The sequence below is a fragment of the Brevibacterium sp. XM4083 genome, assembly GCF_006489205.2.
Lineage (GTDB): Bacteria > Actinomycetota > Actinomycetes > Actinomycetales > Brevibacteriaceae > Brevibacterium.
Genome location: NZ_VFYR02000001.1, coordinates 896541 through 911506, shown reverse-complemented (window position 1 = coordinate 911506; position 14966 = coordinate 896541). Strand labels below are relative to the sequence as shown.

At 70.8% G+C, this 14966-nt stretch carries 15 protein-coding genes; 5 read left to right on the top strand and 10 right to left on the bottom strand.

Annotated elements, in window-relative coordinates; all coding sequences use genetic code 11:
• Positions 1 to 4 precede the first annotated feature (4 nt).
• The 3 genes from FJ887_RS03920 to rsmA are packed head-to-tail and all read right to left on the bottom strand — an operon-like array spanning position 5 to position 2537.
• Positions 5 to 736, bottom strand: a complete 732-nt coding sequence (locus tag FJ887_RS03920; protein ID WP_137826513.1) for a FadR/GntR family transcriptional regulator — start codon at positions 734 to 736, stop codon at positions 5 to 7.
• A complete protein-coding gene (locus tag FJ887_RS03915; protein WP_140954796.1) occupies positions 736 to 1686 on the bottom strand; it encodes a 4-(cytidine 5'-diphospho)-2-C-methyl-D-erythritol kinase in 951 nt (316 codons plus the stop codon). Before FJ887_RS03915 ends, FJ887_RS03920 begins: the two co-directional genes overlap by 1 nt.
• On the bottom strand, positions 1683 to 2537 hold the full coding sequence (gene rsmA, locus FJ887_RS03910; protein ID WP_137826743.1) for a 16S rRNA (adenine(1518)-N(6)/adenine(1519)-N(6))-dimethyltransferase RsmA: 855 nt from the start codon (positions 2535 to 2537) through the stop codon (positions 1683 to 1685). Before rsmA ends, FJ887_RS03915 begins: the two co-directional genes overlap by 4 nt.
• Before the next feature lie 99 nt (positions 2538 to 2636).
• Here rsmA and FJ887_RS03905 point away from each other — a divergent pair, with 99 nt between their 5' ends.
• On the top strand, positions 2637 to 3890 hold the full coding sequence (locus tag FJ887_RS03905) for a class I SAM-dependent methyltransferase (protein ID WP_137826742.1): 1254 nt from the start codon (positions 2637 to 2639) through the stop codon (positions 3888 to 3890).
• A gap of 61 nt (positions 3891 to 3951) precedes the next feature.
• A complete protein-coding gene (locus FJ887_RS03900; RefSeq protein ID WP_137826741.1) occupies positions 3952 to 4785 on the top strand; it encodes a sulfurtransferase in 834 nt (277 codons plus the stop codon).
• A gap of 77 nt (positions 4786 to 4862) precedes the next feature.
• Here FJ887_RS03900 and FJ887_RS03895 read toward each other — a convergent pair whose 3' ends face one another.
• On the bottom strand, positions 4863 to 6020 hold the full coding sequence (locus FJ887_RS03895; protein ID WP_212743360.1) for a sensor histidine kinase: 1158 nt from the start codon (positions 6018 to 6020) through the stop codon (positions 4863 to 4865).
• Positions 6013 to 6699, bottom strand: a complete 687-nt coding sequence (locus tag FJ887_RS03890) for a response regulator transcription factor (protein WP_137826740.1) — start codon at positions 6697 to 6699, stop codon at positions 6013 to 6015. Before FJ887_RS03890 ends, FJ887_RS03895 begins: the two co-directional genes overlap by 8 nt.
• A gap of 87 nt (positions 6700 to 6786) precedes the next feature.
• On the opposite strand from FJ887_RS03890, the gene FJ887_RS03885 reads away from it, so the two are divergent.
• Positions 6787 to 7533: a M15 family metallopeptidase gene (locus FJ887_RS03885; protein WP_137826739.1), complete on the top strand. Its 747-nt coding sequence runs from the start codon at positions 6787 to 6789 to the stop codon at positions 7531 to 7533.
• Between the two features lie 184 nt (positions 7534 to 7717).
• Entirely contained in the window at positions 7718 to 8803 is a 1086-nt protein-coding gene (locus FJ887_RS03880) for an ABC transporter substrate-binding protein (RefSeq protein WP_137826738.1), read from the top strand.
• Position 8804: 1 nt separating this feature from the next.
• On the opposite strand, the gene FJ887_RS03875 is transcribed toward FJ887_RS03880, so the two are convergent.
• Positions 8805 to 10436 (bottom strand): glycoside hydrolase family 3 N-terminal domain-containing protein, encoded by a 1632-nt coding sequence (locus FJ887_RS03875; RefSeq protein ID WP_137826737.1) that lies wholly within the window; start codon positions 10434 to 10436, stop codon positions 8805 to 8807.
• Positions 10437 to 10563: 127 nt separating this feature from the next.
• On the opposite strand from FJ887_RS03875, the gene FJ887_RS03870 reads away from it, so the two are divergent.
• On the top strand, positions 10564 to 11691 hold the full coding sequence (locus FJ887_RS03870; protein WP_250786147.1) for a glutamate--cysteine ligase: 1128 nt from the start codon (positions 10564 to 10566) through the stop codon (positions 11689 to 11691).
• A 13-nt stretch (positions 11692 to 11704) separates the two neighbouring features.
• Here the strand turns inward: FJ887_RS03870 and FJ887_RS03865 are convergent, their stop codons facing one another.
• From FJ887_RS03865 to FJ887_RS03850, 4 genes are read right to left on the bottom strand one after another with little or no spacing between them, the layout of a single operon-like run.
• Positions 11705 to 12235: an NUDIX domain-containing protein gene (locus FJ887_RS03865; RefSeq protein WP_137826735.1), complete on the bottom strand. Its 531-nt coding sequence runs from the start codon at positions 12233 to 12235 to the stop codon at positions 11705 to 11707.
• The gene (gene tsaD, locus FJ887_RS03860; RefSeq protein ID WP_137826734.1) at positions 12222 to 13301 is read right to left on the bottom strand and encodes a tRNA (adenosine(37)-N6)-threonylcarbamoyltransferase complex transferase subunit TsaD; all 1080 of its coding nucleotides are present in this window, start codon (positions 13299 to 13301) and stop codon (positions 12222 to 12224) included. Before tsaD ends, FJ887_RS03865 begins: the two co-directional genes overlap by 14 nt.
• Positions 13298 to 13966, bottom strand: a complete 669-nt coding sequence (locus FJ887_RS03855; RefSeq protein ID WP_137826733.1) for an SRPBCC family protein — start codon at positions 13964 to 13966, stop codon at positions 13298 to 13300. Before FJ887_RS03855 ends, tsaD begins: the two co-directional genes overlap by 4 nt.
• Entirely contained in the window at positions 13963 to 14910 is a 948-nt protein-coding gene (locus FJ887_RS03850) for an aldo/keto reductase (protein ID WP_249356894.1), read from the bottom strand. Before FJ887_RS03850 ends, FJ887_RS03855 begins: the two co-directional genes overlap by 4 nt.
• Between the last annotated feature and the right edge of the window lie 56 nt (positions 14911 to 14966).

The following is a 14966-nucleotide window of genomic DNA, read 5'->3' as shown; positions in this document are numbered from 1 at the left end:
ACTCTCACGTCCGCCGGGGCTCGCCGTCCCAGACCGAGGACATCTCGTCGTAGGCCTTCGCGACGATCTTCGCCATCGCCTGCCGGGCCCGGTCCGGCTCCTCCCCGCCGATCGCATCGGCGACGTCGAAGTGCCACTGGAGCGCGTCGGGGTGGGGGAACTGCGGCTGCAGCCCTTCCGCGGTGCGGCCGGCGAGGATCTCGGCGACGACGGTGTCGAACGACGCGAAAAGCTCATTGCCCCCGGCGCGCAGGACAGCGCGGTGGAACGCGGCATCGGCGTCGAGGAAGGCGCTCACGTCCCCGGTCCGCCCGGCCGCCCGCATCCGCGCGGCCAGTCGCATGATCTCCTCGGCCGCCTCGGCGTCGGCATAGGTCGCTGCGAGACCCGCGGCCTCGGGCTCGATCGCCACCCGCAGCTCGGTCAGGGACCGCAGCTGGCGGGCGGGACGGACCGCCATCCGCCAGCGGACGACGAGCGGATCGAGGATCGTCCACTCCGACATCGCGAGGATGACGAGACCGAGCCGGCGCACCGGTCGGACCATGCCGAGGGATTCGAGGACGCGCACGGCCTCCCGGATGACCGAGAGGGACACGTCGTAGCGGGCGCGCAGCTCCTCGGCCTTGACGACGACGCCCGGGGGCAGCGCCTCGGAGACGATGTCGCGTCCGATCGCCTCGACGACCTGCCCGTGGAGGTTCTCCCGCGCCGGCGGGTTCGCGTCGGCGGCCATCAGCCGCTCGAGACCACGTGGGCGCCCGCCGCGGGACCCGTCGTCCGCAGCGCTTCCTTGACTCCCCGCGTGGCCTGGAGGAGGACGGCGAGGTCGAGGGCGTGGTGGGCGTCGCGGGCGAGGAACCCGATCGTCGGTCCCGAGCCGCTGAGCAGGGGCAGGACCGCCCCGGCCTCGCGCCCGGCCTCGAGCACCTCGGCGAGTTCGGGCCGGAAGGACACCGCCGCCTCGGTGAGGTCGTTGCCGGCGGCGGCCGCGAGCGCGTCGACGTCACCGGCGGCGAGCGCCTTGAGCACCTCCGGAGGGACCTCGGCCGGGCCCGGGTCGGGGGTGAGTTCGTCGAAACGGCCGTAGACCTCAGGGGTCGAGAGCTGTCCCGCCGAGGTGGCCATCACCCAGTGGAAGGACCCGCGGGTGAGGACGGGGCTGAGCTTCTCCCCGCGGCCGTGACCGATCGCCGTGCCCCCGCGCAGGAGGAACGGGACGTCGGCGCCGATGTCGACGGCGAGGTCGGAGAGCACCTCGGTCTCGACTCCCCCGATGAGGTGGGCGGCGCCGGTCAGTGCCGCCGCGGCATCGGCGGAGCCGCCGCCCATCCCGCCGGAGACGGGCACCTGCTTGTCGATGACGATGTCGAGCCCGCGGAGTGCGTCGACGTCCCGTTCGCCTTCGAAGGTGCTGATGAGGAGGTCGACGGCACGGCGGGCGAGGTTCGTCTCCCCGCGCGGCACGGTGTCATCGGCGTAGCGTCCCTGGACGATGATCGCGCCCGTCCCGCCGGGGATGAGGGTGAGCGTCTCGGTGAGGTCGAGGGCCTGGAAGACCGTCGCGAGCTCGTGGTAGCCGTCCTCGCCGACTCCTCCGACGCCGAGGTGGACGTTGATCTTGCCCGGTGCGCGCACTCTCACCGGGGTCGGGGCGCCGGGGCGCGGGGGCAGCTGCTCGGTCATGCGGAGCGACCGTCCTCGGGAGCGGCGGCGGCGAGGCGTTCGAAGTCGGCGACGCCGAGCGCCTCACCCCGGGTACGGGGGTCGATGTCGGCGGCGCGGAGGACCTCTTCGGCGCGGGCCGGGCTGCCGGCCCACGTCGCCAGGGCCGCGCGCAGGGTCTTGCGGCGCTGCGCGAATGCGGCGTCGACGAGGGAGAAGAGACGCGTGCGCGCGGCGGGATCCCTCTCGGTGCGGGTGACGTCGATGCGGACGAGTCCCGAGTCGATGTTCGGGGCCGGCCAGAAGACGTTCTTGCCGATCCTCCCGGCCAGACCGACCTCGCCGTACCACTGGGCCTTGACGCTCGGCACACCGTACGTCCGGGAGCCCGGTCCGGCGGCGAGGCGCTCGGCGACCTCGAGCTGGACCATGACGAGAACGGTCCTCAGGCTCGGGAAGATCTCGAGGAAATGGAGGAGGACGGGCACGGCGACGTTGTAGGGCAGGTTCGCCACGAGCGCGTCGGGGCGCTGCGGCAGCTCGGTGACCTTGAGCGCATCGGCGCCGACGAGGTGGAACCGGTCGACGGCTTCCGGGGCGAACTCCGCGATCGTCGCGGGCAGTCGGGCGGCGAGCGCCTCGTCGATCTCGACGGCGGTGACGGCATGGCCGGCTTCGAGCAGGCCGAGGGTGAGCGACCCGAGTCCGGGACCGATCTCGACGACGTTCTGCGCCTCGGCGAGGTCGGCGGCGGCGACGATCGAGCGCACGGTGTTGGGGTCGATGACGAAGTTCTGGCCCTTCTGCTTCGTCGGGCGCAGACCGATGTCAGCGGCGATGTCGCGGATGTCGCGTGCGGTCAGTAACGTCACACCCAACAACCTACCTCACGGTCTCGGGGATGCTCGCCGTGACGGCGCCCGTGATCCCCCGTGACCTGCCGGTGACCCGGGAACGTTAGGCTGGCCCCCATGGATCGCACGACTCTGGCCGAACTCCTCGACGTCTCCGTCCTCGACCGTCTCGATCGGATCGACGATCTGCCCACAGGCGACCTCGCCCGCTCCGCGGCGCTGCGCAAGGAGGGATTCTCCGCCGAGGTGACCGCGGCCCTGCTCACGCAGGCGCAGCTGCGCACGGAGGCAGTCGGCAAACTCGGCCCCTATGCCGCGGAGATGCTCTTCACCCGCGACGGCCTCGCCCAGGCCACCCGCCTGCCCGTCGCCGCCCACCACGCGCAGCGGCTGCTCGCCGCCGGACGGGCTGACGGCTCCGACTCCCCCGTCCGCATCGCCGACCTCGGCTGCGGGATCGGCGTCGACGCGTTCGCCTTCGCCGGCCTCGGCGCCGAGGTCCGCGCCGTCGACGCCGACGAGGTCACCGCCGCGATCGCCGCCTTCAACCTCCGGCACCTGCCCGGGGCCGAGGTCGCTCACGGGCTGGCCGAGGACGCTGAGGTCGACGACGTCGACGCCCTGTGGTTCGATCCGGCTCGCCGCCGCGTCGGCCGGGCGAATGCCCGCGGGGCGACCGCGCGCATCGCCGATCCCGACGAGTTCTCACCGTCCCTGACCTGGGTCGTCGACCGTGCCGCGGAGGCCCATGCGGCCGGGGTCAAGCTCGGCCCGGCCCTCGACCATGACCTCATTCCCGCCGGCGCGGAGGCCCAGTGGGTCTCCCACGACGGCGACGTCGTCGAGGTCTGCCTCTACTTCGGGGCGGCCCGGCAGCGCCCCGGGCGCAGCGCGCTCGTCATGGGCGAGCGCACCCTCCTCGTCCACGAGGACGATGTGCCGGCGACCGACGAGGACGGCATCGGCCGCCTCGGCGAGTATCTCCTCGAACCCGACGGCGCGATCGTCCGCGCGGGACTCGTCAGAGCGCTCACCGGCCCCCTGCAGGCGCGCCGTCTCAACCCGTCGATCGCCTACCTCACGACCGATGTCGCACCGGTCGGACCGGCCGCGGCCGGGGTCACCGCGTACAAGATCGTCGATGTCCTCCCGGCGAAGATCCCGAGCCTGCGCAAGGAGCTCATCGCCCGCGGCATCGGCTCCGTCGTCATCAAGAAGCGCGGCGCAGACATCGTCCCCGACCAGGTGCGACGCCAGCTCAAGCTGCCGAAGGGCGAGCGCGCCACCCTCGTCTTCACCCGCCTCGGCGACAAGCACGTCGTCCTCCTCACCCAGCCGGTCACGGAATCCGGGACTGCCCCGGAGTCCTGAGGGGACGTAGAGTCGAGCGTGGAGGCGATCGCAGGAGATCGACCCGAGCCAAGGAGATCCGATGACCCGAACCGATGTCCTCATCACCGCTCAAGAGCTCCTCACCCAGACGCTGGGCAGGACCCCGCCGAGGCTGCTCGACGTCCGCTGGACCCAGCTCAAACCCGATGGCCGGGACGACTTCACGCGCGGTCATCTGCCGCACGCGCTCTACGTCGACCTCGACACCGACCTCGCCGATCACAGTCAGACCGATCCGCGCGCCGGCCGCCACCCCCTGCCGAGTCCCGAGCAGTTCCAGACCACGGTCCGGGCCTGGGGCATCACCCCGGAGACCGAGGTCGTCGTCTACGACGACAACGCCGGACTCGGCGCGGCGCGAGCCTGGTGGCTGCTGCGCTGGGCGGGGTTGAAGGCCCGTGTCCTCGACGGTGGGATCGACGCCTGGGTCTCCGCCGGCGGCGACCTCGAATTCGGTAAGGCCACGGCCGTCGACCCCTCCACCGTCGTCATCACGCCCGGGTCGATGCCCGTCATCGACGCCGACACCGCCGAGTCGTGGGACGGTGTGCTCCTCGACGCCCGCGCCCCCGAGCGCTTCCGCGGGGAGACCGAACCCCTCGACGCGGTCGCCGGCCACATTCCCGGAGCGAGGAATGCTCCGGCGACGGAGAACACCGCCGACGGCTACGTCCTCTCCGAGGTCGACCTCCGCGAGCGCTTCGGCGACCTCGGCGCCCTCGAGGAGTCGGTCGCCGTCTACTGCGGGTCCGGGGTCACCGCGTGCCACAACGCGATGGTGCTCGCGACCCTCGGGGTCGGCTCCAGCCTCTACTCGGCGAGCTGGTCGGGCTGGTCCTCCGACCCGGGCCGCGGGATCGCCACCGGCAGCTGAGGATCCGGGCCGCGGTCACGGCGATTGTGCGCCGCGGTCGCGGCGATTGTGCGCCGCGGTCACGGCGGTGCGGGGCCTCAATTCCGCCATGAATCGTCCGCAGAATCTGCGGGCCGCCCCTGAAGCGGCTGGCGGGCTGCGGGCAGACCGACGGCGACGCGGAGGCCGCCGCCTTCCAGCGGGGTGAGGGTGAGACGGCCGCGGTGGGTGGCGACGATGCGCGCGACGATCGCGAGGCCGAGGCCGACTCCCGCGTGGCTGCTGTCACGGGTGCGTCGGCCGCCGCGATGGAACGGTTCGGTGAGGGTGGCCGCGAGGTCGGGGCTGATGACGGGTCCGGTGTTCTCGACGCTCACCCACGCCCACGGGCCGGTGCCGCTCGGTGCCGGATCCCGGCCGGTGCGCACGCGCAGGCTGCCGCCGGCCGGAAGGTTGTGGACGATGGCGTTGTGGACGAGGTTCGTCACCACCTGGGACAGCAGCACCGCCGACCCCAGCACGGTCGCCGGCTGGGTGTCGAACTCGACGTCGATCCCCCGCGATTCGGCGAACGGCAGCAGGGTCTCCACGGTATCCTCGGCGAGGAGGGAGAGGTCGACCGGCTCGACGTCGCGGATCTCATTGCCGGCGCGGCTGAGCAGGAGGAGCGCCTCGGTGAGTGCGATCGCACGGTCGTTGACCGCGCGCAGCTGAGCGAGATCGGCGCTGTGCTCACGGTCGGGCTCGCGCTGTGCGACATCGAGGACCGCCTGCGTGATGGCCAGCGGGGTCCGCAGCTCGTGGGAGGCGTTCGCGGCGAAGCGCTGCTGTTCGGCGACGTGAGCCTCGACCCGGGTGAGCATCGCATCGAAGACGTCGGCGAGCTCCCGGATCTCGTCCTGGCGCCCGCTCATCCGGATGCGATGGGAGAACTCGCCGGCAGACACGGCCCGGGCCGCGCGGGTGATCCTTGCCAGCGGGGTGAGCATCCGGCCGGCGAGGAACCATCCGCCGGCGAGCCCGACGACGAGGAGGAACCCCAGGGTCGCCGCCGCGGCGGGGAAGAACGCCCGCTGCAGATCGGAGCGATTGGGGACGAAGCCGTCGGGAGCGCTGATCGGCACGTTGGGGACATAGCGCAGGAGGAAGATCCAGACGACGGCGAGCAGGAGGATGCCGGCGACGAGGAGGAACCCGGCGTAGCTGAGCGTCAGCTGCCACCGGACGCTCAGCCCGCGGGGTCGCGGCTCAGCCACGGCCGGCCGCCTCGGCGCCCGGGTTCGCGATGCGATAGCCGACACCGGGCACCGTCGCGATGAGCCAGGGCTCGCCGAGGCGCTTGCGCAGGGCCGAAACCGTGATCCGCACGGCATTGGTGAAGGGGTCGGCGTTCTCGTCCCAGGCCTTCTCGAGCAGCTCCTCGGCGCTGACGACTCCCCCGTCGGCGCGCATGAGCACCTCGAGCACCGCGAACTGCTTGCGGGTGAGCGCGACATACCGGCCGTCACGGTAGATCTCCCGGCGGAACGGGTCGAGGCTGAGGCCGGCGACCTCGAGCACCGGCGCCCGGTGCTGGGACCGGCGCCGGTCGAGGGAGCGCAGCCGCAGGACGAGTTCGGCGAGCTCGAAGGGCTTCGTCAGGTAGTCGTCGGCGCCGAGGGCGAACCCCGTCGTCTTGTCGTCGAGGCGGTCGGCGGCAGTGAGCATGAGGATCGGCATGCCGGAGCCGGTGGCGACGATCTGGCGGGCCACCTCGTCGCCGGAAGGTCCGGGGATGTCACGGTCGAGCACGGCGATGTCGTAGTCGTTGACCGCGAGCATCTCGAGTGCCTGGTCACCGTCCCCGGCGATGTCGGCGGCGATGGCCTCCAGGCGGAGTCCGCTGCGGACGGCCGCGGCCATCTCGGGTTCGTCCTCGACGATCAGTACGCGCATAGGGATCAGCGTATCGGCCCGGATGTATCGCGAACGTATCGATTTCCGCATACGCTCCGGCAACAGCCGACTGCGTTGACTGAGGGCATGACCACGAGAACCGCAGCATCCGCCCAGCCGTCCACCGACCGCCTCGGCGCGATCGACCACCAGGACCCACTCCACCACACCGAGGCGGGGCCTCGGTCGACGATCCGGCGCGAGCCGGCCGGTGCATGCCGGGTCGGTTTCACCCAGAGGCGCCTCGGTGCCGTCCAGCGCGGTCTCGGCGTGGTCGCCGTGGGAATCGGACTCGCCGTCCTGCTCGTCGCCGCGCTCGCCGGCTGCGCGGTTTCGCAGACCGGCGAGCCGGGCGTCGGGGCGTCGATCGACGCCGACGTCCGCGACACCGACAACGGCGCCCTGCCCGACGACGCCCGCATCACCGACACCGAGCTGCCGGGCATCGCCGGGCTCGACGCCGATCTGCGCGCAGCGGTGACCGCGGCCGCCGAGTCCGCGCGCCTCGACGGCGTGACGTTCACCGTCAACAGCGGGTGGCGATCGGCGGCCTACCAGGCTGGACTGCTCGACGACGCGGTCTCCAACTACGGGTCGAAGGCCGAAGCCGCACGGTGGGTCGCCACCCCCGAGACCTCGCCCCACGTGTCCGGAGACGCCGTCGACATCGGCCCGATGGACGCCTCGAGCTGGCTCGCGCAGCACGGTGCCGACTTCGGGCTGTGCCAGATCTACGGCAACGAGGCGTGGCACTACGAACTCCGGCCGGCAGCGCCGACCGACGGCTGCCCGCACCAGTACGCCGATCCGACCGAGGACCCCCGGATGCGATGATTTTGCGGTGGTTCTGCGCCGCGGTCATGGCGGTGCCGGGCCCCCTTCCCGCCATGGACCGTCCGCACAATCCGCGGTGCGGGGTGAGGGGCGCGAGGTGAGGGGCGCAGGGCGAGGGGCGCGGGATGAGTCTCATTCATTGATGCGCAGGGCCGTCCGCCCCACTCCTTAGGCTAGGCTAATCATGCACGCCGATTCCCTGAGAGCGAAAGAGGACTGCTCCGTGCCCGAGACCCTGCCATCCGGCTCCCTTCCCACCGGCTTCCGTCCCGACAGCGCCCGCCGTCGCCCGACACCATCGGGTCGACGCACGGCCGTGCGCGGCAGCCTCGCGCTGTCGGCCGCAGTGCTCACGGTCAGCGTCCTCAGCGGGTGCGGCTCCGACACGGAGACGGCGGGGGCCGCCTCGGCGAACACCTACTCCGTGGAGACCGAGCTCGGCACCTTCGAGGCCCCGACCGACTACGAACGGGTCGTCGTGACGTCGACGGCGCTGCTGGATTCGAGCGTCGCCGCCGGGGTCACGCCCGTCGGCTCGCCGATGTCGTTCGCGGGACTGCCCGACTACGTCGGTCTCGACGACGACTCGGTCACGCGCATCGGCGACTCCGACGAGGAGATCGACCTCGAGTCCGTGGCCGCGCTCGAACCCGACCTCATCCTCATGAACGCCTCGAGCGGTGCCGGCCTCGACGACACGCTGTTCGACGAGTACTCCGACATCGCTCCGACGGTGCCGGTCGTCGTCGGCGAGCAGGATCCCAAGGGACTCGCCGCGCAGGTCGGAGCCGCACTCGACCGCACCGCGGAGATGGACGAGGCGGCCAAGGCCTACGAGTCGCGCGCCGCTGACCTCAAGGCGCGGCTCGCCGATGATCCCGAAGCGGCCAAGCCGGTCTCGCAGGTGCGCCTGCGGCCTGACGAGGTGCGCGTGATGATGGAGGAGACGAACGCCGGAGTCGCGATGACCGACGCCGGACTCACGTTCGCCCCGCCGGCCGAGGGCGCGAGCGTCGGCGACGGCGGCTACGTCGAGACGAGCCTTGAGCTGCTGCCGGGCAGCCTCGGCGACCACATCTTCGTCTACAGCACGGAGGAAGGGGTCGTCGATGAGGTCGCGGACTCACCGATCTGGCAGAGCATCCCCGCCGTCGAGGCCGGCAACGTCCACACCGTCGACTTCGAGGCGTGGATGCGCGGCCAGGGCTACCTCGCACTGAACACCGTCCTCGACGACATCGCCGCCGCGTACGGCAAGCAGCTCGACTGACTCACCCACTGCACGACGGTGCCGCGTCGCTGCCGTCGTACTCGACCGGCAGCGATCCTGTCGCGGTGAGGTCGCCCTTGAGCCACTTCGCGACCGCCTCGAGCGCATACGGGTTGGAATCGTAGGCAGTGACCGCGGTCTTCGCCGGGGTGCTGCGCATCGTCCACGGAGCAGCGGTGCCCACGGCCACCTCGGCGGCGGTCTTCGGACTCAGGCTCACCGTCGTTCCCCCGGTCCCGACGGTCAGACCCGCGGACTCGGCCGCCTTGCCCAGGGCGGCCTTCTCCGTCTCGCTGCCGCCGACGATCGAGATCGACTCCGTGCCAGTGAACTCGCAGTCGCCCTTGAGCACGGTCAGCGACTTCTCGGCGACCTCGGTGAGCACGGCATCGGGATCCTCGGCGCCGGTGCCGGCGTCGGACTCGGCCGCGCCCTTCTGCGCCTCCGCGGTGGCGAGCTGCATCGCGACGACCCGACGGGACTTCTCGACGAGGTCGTCCTTCGTCAGCGTCCCGTCCTTCATCGCCGCGACGATCGCCTTCTGCGCGGCCGCGGCGTCCGGGGGCATGAGCGCGAGATCGGCGCCGGCCTTGAGCGCGGTCACGGTCTCCCCGCCGTTCTCGTTCTGGGGCACGGCCTCCATGTTGAGCGCATCGGTGATCGCGACCCCGTCGAAGCCGAGCTTGTCGCGCATCGCCGCATAGGCGTCCGGGTTGAGGCTCGCCGGGGTCGTCTTCGCGTCCGGCAGGCCGATGTGGCCCATCATCACGAGCGGCACCCCGGCCTCGACCGCGGACTTGAACGGCAGCAGATCCGTGCTCTCGAGCTCGTCGATCGACTTCTCCGACACCGGCAGGCTCTCGTGCGAGTCGACGGTGAGGCGGCCGTGGCCGGGGAAGTGCTTCGCGGAGCTCGCGACCCCGCCGGCTGTGTAGCCGTCGACGGCCTGGGCGACCACCTCGGCGACGGCCTTCGGGTCGCTGCCGGCCGACCGCACGTTGATCGCGACATCCTCGGGTCCGACGGTGACATCGGAGTCGGGAGCGAAGTCGATCGTGAAGCCGAGGTCGGTGAGGTTCCGCGCCTGCACCGTCGTCGCCGTCGTCGTCAGCTGCCCGTCCCCGGTGGCGGCGAGCGCCATGAGCGGCGGGAACGGCAGGGCCGCAGTGCTCAGGCGCGAGACCGGGCCGCCTTCCTGATCGACGCCGATCGACACCGGCTGGCCCGTGGTCCGGGCGCCGGCGATGTCCTTCGTCAGCGCGCTCACCTCGTCGGCCGTGGGGGCCTCCGTGAGGTTGTCGGCCATGACGATGACTCCGCCGAGGCTGTTCTGCCTGACCATGTCGACCGCACCCTGGGAGCCGGCTCCGGCCCAGGTGCCGATGATGAGGGACCCGGCAAGCTGCTCGTCGGAGAAGGAGTCGACGATCTCGGCGGCCTCGTCGGCGAAGTCCGCAGGCTGTGCCGGGGGCGCGCTCGACGGTGCACTCGTGGGCGCGGCCGAGCCTGCCCCCGCCTCGCCGCTCGAGGGATCCGTCGTGGCATCCGACTCCCCCGCGCTGCCGCCGGAACAGCCGGCGAGGACGAGGGTGAGCGCCGCGGTCAGTGCCGTGAGGGTGAGACGTGTTGGCATGCTCCCATGCTAGTGGGCGCGCCTGAACCCGGTGCGCACGCTCGGCCTGCGGGTGGGAGACCGATCTCATGTCCGTGTGGGCAAGACGGCGTCTCGAGTCAGGGACGCACGCCACTATGATCGATCCATGGTCGATTTCGCACGTTCACCCCGTTCCACCCTCGGTGTCGAATGGGAACTCGCTCTCCTCGACGGGGAGAGCCTCGATCTCACCCCAGCAGCGGAGAGCCTGCTGGCCGACGTCGCCGACCGCGCACCCGCTTTCGAGAAGCGGATCGTCGGCGAGATGCTGACGAACACGATCGAGCTCGTCACCGATGTGCAGACGACGGTGTCCGGTGTCGCCGAGGACCTCGCGACGTCGATGGGCGCACTGCGGACGCTGACGGAGGATCGCGGCATCGAGCTGATGTCGGCGGGCACCCACCCCTTCGCCCAGTGGCAGACGCAGGAGGTGCGGGCGAAGGACCGGTACCTCGAACTCGTCGACCGCACGCAGTGGTGGGGTCGGAACATKCTGATCTTCGGCGTCCACGTCCACGTCGGCGTCGATTCGCGCGACAAGGTCCTGCCGATCATCAACGCGCTCCTCGCCTACGTCCCCCACCTGCAGGCGCTCAGTGCCTCCTCCCCGTTCTGGGGCGGGACGGACACCGGGTACGCGTCGAATCGGGCGATGATGTTCCAGCAGCTGCCGACGGCCGGACTGCCGTTCCAGTTCGATTCGTGGGCGGCGTATGAGAAGTACGTCGACGACATGCTCACGACCGGCATCATCGACCATCTCAACGAGATCCGCTGGGACATCCGGCCCGCACCGAACTGGGGCACCGTCGAGGTGCGGGTGTGCGACGGACTGCCGACGCTCGAGGAGATCACCGCGGTCACCGCGTTCATCCAGTGCCTCATCGACGACTTCTCCGCCCGCCTCGACGCCGGTGAGACCCTGCCGACGATGCCCGACTGGTTCCACGACGAGAACAAGTGGCGGGCTGCGCGGTACGGGATGGACGCGATCATCATCGAGAACGCGCAAGCCGATGAGCGGCTCGTCACCGAGTGCATCGCCGACGAGCTCGTCCGACTGGCTCCGGTGGCCGAGAGGCTCGGGTGCGCCCGCGAGCTCGCCTCGATCAGCGATCTCATGGAGCGCGGGGTGCCTTACCAGCGCCTGCAGGACGTGTTCCACACGACCGGATCGCTCACCGAGGTGACCCGCTCGCTCATCCGGGATCTGCGCACGTCGTACGAGTGAGGCGCGCGGCTGCCTAGAGGTGCGGGGCGAGGAGCTCTTCGAGTTCCGGCAGGCTCGCCTCCACTCCCGGGTGGAGGTCGAGGTCGCGGAGTTCGTCGAGCGGCACCCAGCGCAGTTCGATGCTCTCGGGGTCGTTGATCACCGGCTCGAGGTGTCGCAGGGTCTTCGCGATGACCGTCGTGTACGACCATGTGCCGAGGTTGAGGACATGGCAGTCGACGATCGTGAAGTCGTTGCCGTCGGGGTCGGGAACGCCCGCCTCCTCGTGGGATTCGCGGATCGCGGCATCGATCGCCGATTCCCCCATATCGCGGGCCCCGCCGGGGAATCCCCACGTGCCGCCGGCCACCGACCACAGCGCCCGGTGCTGCATGAGCACTCCGCGGTCGGGGTCGATGAGCATGAGTCCGGCCGCGCCGTTGAGACCCCAGTGCTTCTGTCCGTCGGAGCCGACGGTCCACCCGTCACCCGAGCGCCGAGGCGGCAGGGAGTCGGGCAGGCTCTCGGACCGGGCGGCCTCCGGGGCCTCGTCAGACGAGGACATCATCGACATCCAGCGACGAGACCGCGGCGAGGCCGAGATCGCTCGGGGCGGCACCGCGGGAGACGAGTTCCGCACCGAGGGCGGCGACCATCGCCCCGTTGTCGGTGCAGAGGCTGAGCGGCGGCACCCGCAGGGTCACACCCGCCTCGGCGCAGCGGGCGGCCAGCACCTCGCGCAGGTGCGCGTTCGCCGCCACCCCTCCCCCGAGGACGACGTGGTCGATGCCCGTGTCAGAGGCGGCGAGTAGGGTCTTCGTCACGAGGACGTCGACGACGGCGTCTTCGAACCCGGCGGCGATGTCGGCCACCCTCAGGTCGCTGCCGAGTGCCTCAGCCTTCGTCACCTCACGCAGGGCAGCAGTCTTGAGCCCGGAGAAGGAGAAGTTGAACCGACGCTCGGGGTCGCGCAGATCGTCCTTCTTCGCGAGCCCGCGCGGGAACCGCACCGCTGTGCGGTCACCGGGGACACCCGTGCCGTCGAGGAGACCGAGCGCGGCCTTCGAGATGTTCGGGCCGCCGGGGTAGCTGAGCCCGAGCAGTCGTGCGGTCTTGTCGAACGCCTCACCCGCGGCATCGTCGATCGTCGCGCCGAGGAGCTCGATGTCGTCGACGATGTCGCCGATGCGGAGGATCTCCGTGTGCCCACCCGAGACGAGCAGGGCGATCGTCGGCGTCTGCAGACCGTCGATGTCGTCGGCGACGAGGTCGACGGCGACGTGGGCGGCGAGATGGTTGACGCCGTAGAGCGGCAGCCCCAGCGCCGTGGCCAGCCCCTTGGCGGCGCCCACACCGACCATGAGCGCCCCGGACAGTCCGGGTCCTGCGGTCACCGCGATCGCGTCGAGATCGCCGAGGGCGACCCCGGCCTCATCGCAGGCGGCGACGATCGCGGGGCCGATCGCCTGGACGTGTGCGCGGGAGGCGACCTCAGGGACGACACCGCCGAACCGGACGTGGTCGTCCATCGACGACGACACCGTGTTCGTCAGCAGCGAGCGCCCGCGCACGATGCCCACCCCGGTCTCGTCGCACGAGGATTCGATGCCGAGGACGAGGGGGTCGCTCATCGGCTCTCCGTACCGCTGTGCGGCTCGCCGACGCGGGCGTCCTCCGGTTCAGCGGTCCCAAGATCGTCGAGATCCGGATCGCCGAGGTCGTCCTCGACGGCGTCATCGACCTCGAGTTCGAGGTCGGCGTAGGTGCGCAGCAGATCGTCGTCGTCGGCTTCGGGAGCGTCGACGCCGAGGCTGCGGGCGAACATCCGCAGGTGCGTGTCCCACATCGGACCGAAGTCGGCGGCCTTGTGGCGGGCCGCCTCGGCGTCGGTGGCCGACTGGGTGAACACGAGGACGGTGCTGTCGGTCTCATCCGCGGCAGCCACGGTCGCCGCCTCCGGACCCAGCGACGGGTCAGCGGATGCGGCAGCGGCATCGACCGCGACGGGCAGCAGCTGGATGCCGAGGACGCCGAATTCGACGAACTCGACGAGGACGTGCTCCTCGTCCTCGCAGCTGAGGATCTCCCCGACGAGTTCGGTCTGCCCGAGTTCGGAGACGCCGAGATCGAAGGACACGGAGTCGCCGTCGACGGTGAAGGGGGCGAACCAGTCACCGGCGCGCTCCCCGTCGGTCAGGCGTGCCCACGCCGCCGCCGGCGTCACCGTCAGCGGCAGCTCGATGACGAGGTCGGTGCCGTTCTCCCAGGTCACAAGGCGCGGAGCCGGCGCGATCATGCCTCGGCCCACGCGTCGTTGAGCTGCCCGATCTCGGCATCGGTGAGGGTGAGCTCGGTCCCGGCGAGGAGCTCGGTGAGCTGCTCGGGCACCCGCGCCGAGGCGATCGTCGAGGGGATGAAATCATGGCTGAGCTGCCAGGCGATCGCCGTCGCGGTCATCGACGCATCGTGGGAGGCGGCGACGTCGTGGAGGACTTCGAGGGCCCGGAGGGCGTTCTGGTCATCGAGGAGGTCTCCGACCCGCTCACCGCGCACACTTCCGGTGGCATCACCGCCGGTGTGCTTGCCGGTGAGGAAGCCCGAGGCCAGCGAGTGGTAGGGCAGTTCGGCGATGCCGCGGCTGCGGAGATACTCCTGCTTGTCGGCATCGACGGCGGCCCGGGAGACGAGGTTGAACTTGTCCTGGACGACCCGGTAGTGCGCGAGCGAGTACTTCTCGCTGATCTTCATCGCCGACTTCAGCCGGTCGAGGGAGAAGTTCGAGGCACCGAGGTAGCTGACCTTGCCCGAGCGGACGAGCGCGTCGAACGTCTCCGCGACGGCGACCTGATCGACCTTCTCATCATCGATGTGCGCGTAGTAGAGGTCGACGCGGTCCGTGCCGAGCCGACGCAGTGAGGCATCGAGAGCCTCACGGATGTTGACCGGGTCGAGCCCCTTCTGCTTCGGGAGCATGCCGACCTTCGTCGCGATGACCATCTCGTCGCGGTTGCCGCGGGCGGCCATCCATTCGCCGATGATCGTCTCCGACTCCCCACCCGAGTTGCCCTCGACCCAGACCGAGTAGGCATCGGCGGTATCGATGAAATTGCCTCCCGCCTCGGCGTAGGCATCGAGGACGGCGAAGCTCTCGTCCCGATCAGCGCCCCACCCGAACGGATTGCCGCCCAGCTGCAGGGGATGAACCATGAGATTCGTGTCTGCCAGTTGCACTCGTGTCATGCCTCCACCTTACTCGCCGAGGCGGTTCTCCGTCCTCAGGTCGGGTTGAGGATGGA

Excerpts from the sequence above, each read along its gene's own strand:
- FJ887_RS03920 (WP_137826513.1), bottom strand. The coding sequence starts at position 736 with ATGGCCGCCGACGCGAACCCGCCGGCGCGGGAGAACCTCCACGGGCAG.
- FJ887_RS03865 (WP_137826735.1), bottom strand. The coding sequence starts at position 12,235 with ATGTCCTCGTCTGACGAGGCCCCGGAGGCCGCCCGGTCCGAGAGCCTG.
- FJ887_RS03890 (WP_137826740.1), bottom strand. The coding sequence starts at position 6,699 with ATGCGCGTACTGATCGTCGAGGACGAACCCGAGATGGCCGCGGCCGTC.
- tsaD (WP_137826734.1), bottom strand. The coding sequence starts at position 13,301 with ATGAGCGACCCCCTCGTCCTCGGCATCGAATCCTCGTGCGACGAGACC.
- FJ887_RS03905 (WP_137826742.1), top strand. The coding sequence starts at position 2,637 with ATGGATCGCACGACTCTGGCCGAACTCCTCGACGTCTCCGTCCTCGAC.
- FJ887_RS03875 (WP_137826737.1), bottom strand. The coding sequence starts at position 10,436 with ATGCCAACACGTCTCACCCTCACGGCACTGACCGCGGCGCTCACCCTC.
- FJ887_RS03915 (WP_140954796.1), bottom strand. The coding sequence starts at position 1,686 with ATGACCGAGCAGCTGCCCCCGCGCCCCGGCGCCCCGACCCCGGTGAGA.
- FJ887_RS03850 (WP_249356894.1), bottom strand. The coding sequence starts at position 14,910 with ATGACACGAGTGCAACTGGCAGACACGAATCTCATGGTTCATCCCCTG.
- FJ887_RS03900 (WP_137826741.1), top strand. The coding sequence starts at position 3,952 with ATGACCCGAACCGATGTCCTCATCACCGCTCAAGAGCTCCTCACCCAG.
- FJ887_RS03880 (WP_137826738.1), top strand. The coding sequence starts at position 7,718 with ATGCACGCCGATTCCCTGAGAGCGAAAGAGGACTGCTCCGTGCCCGAG.
- FJ887_RS03885 (WP_137826739.1), top strand. The coding sequence starts at position 6,787 with ATGACCACGAGAACCGCAGCATCCGCCCAGCCGTCCACCGACCGCCTC.
- FJ887_RS03855 (WP_137826733.1), bottom strand. The coding sequence starts at position 13,966 with ATGATCGCGCCGGCTCCGCGCCTTGTGACCTGGGAGAACGGCACCGAC.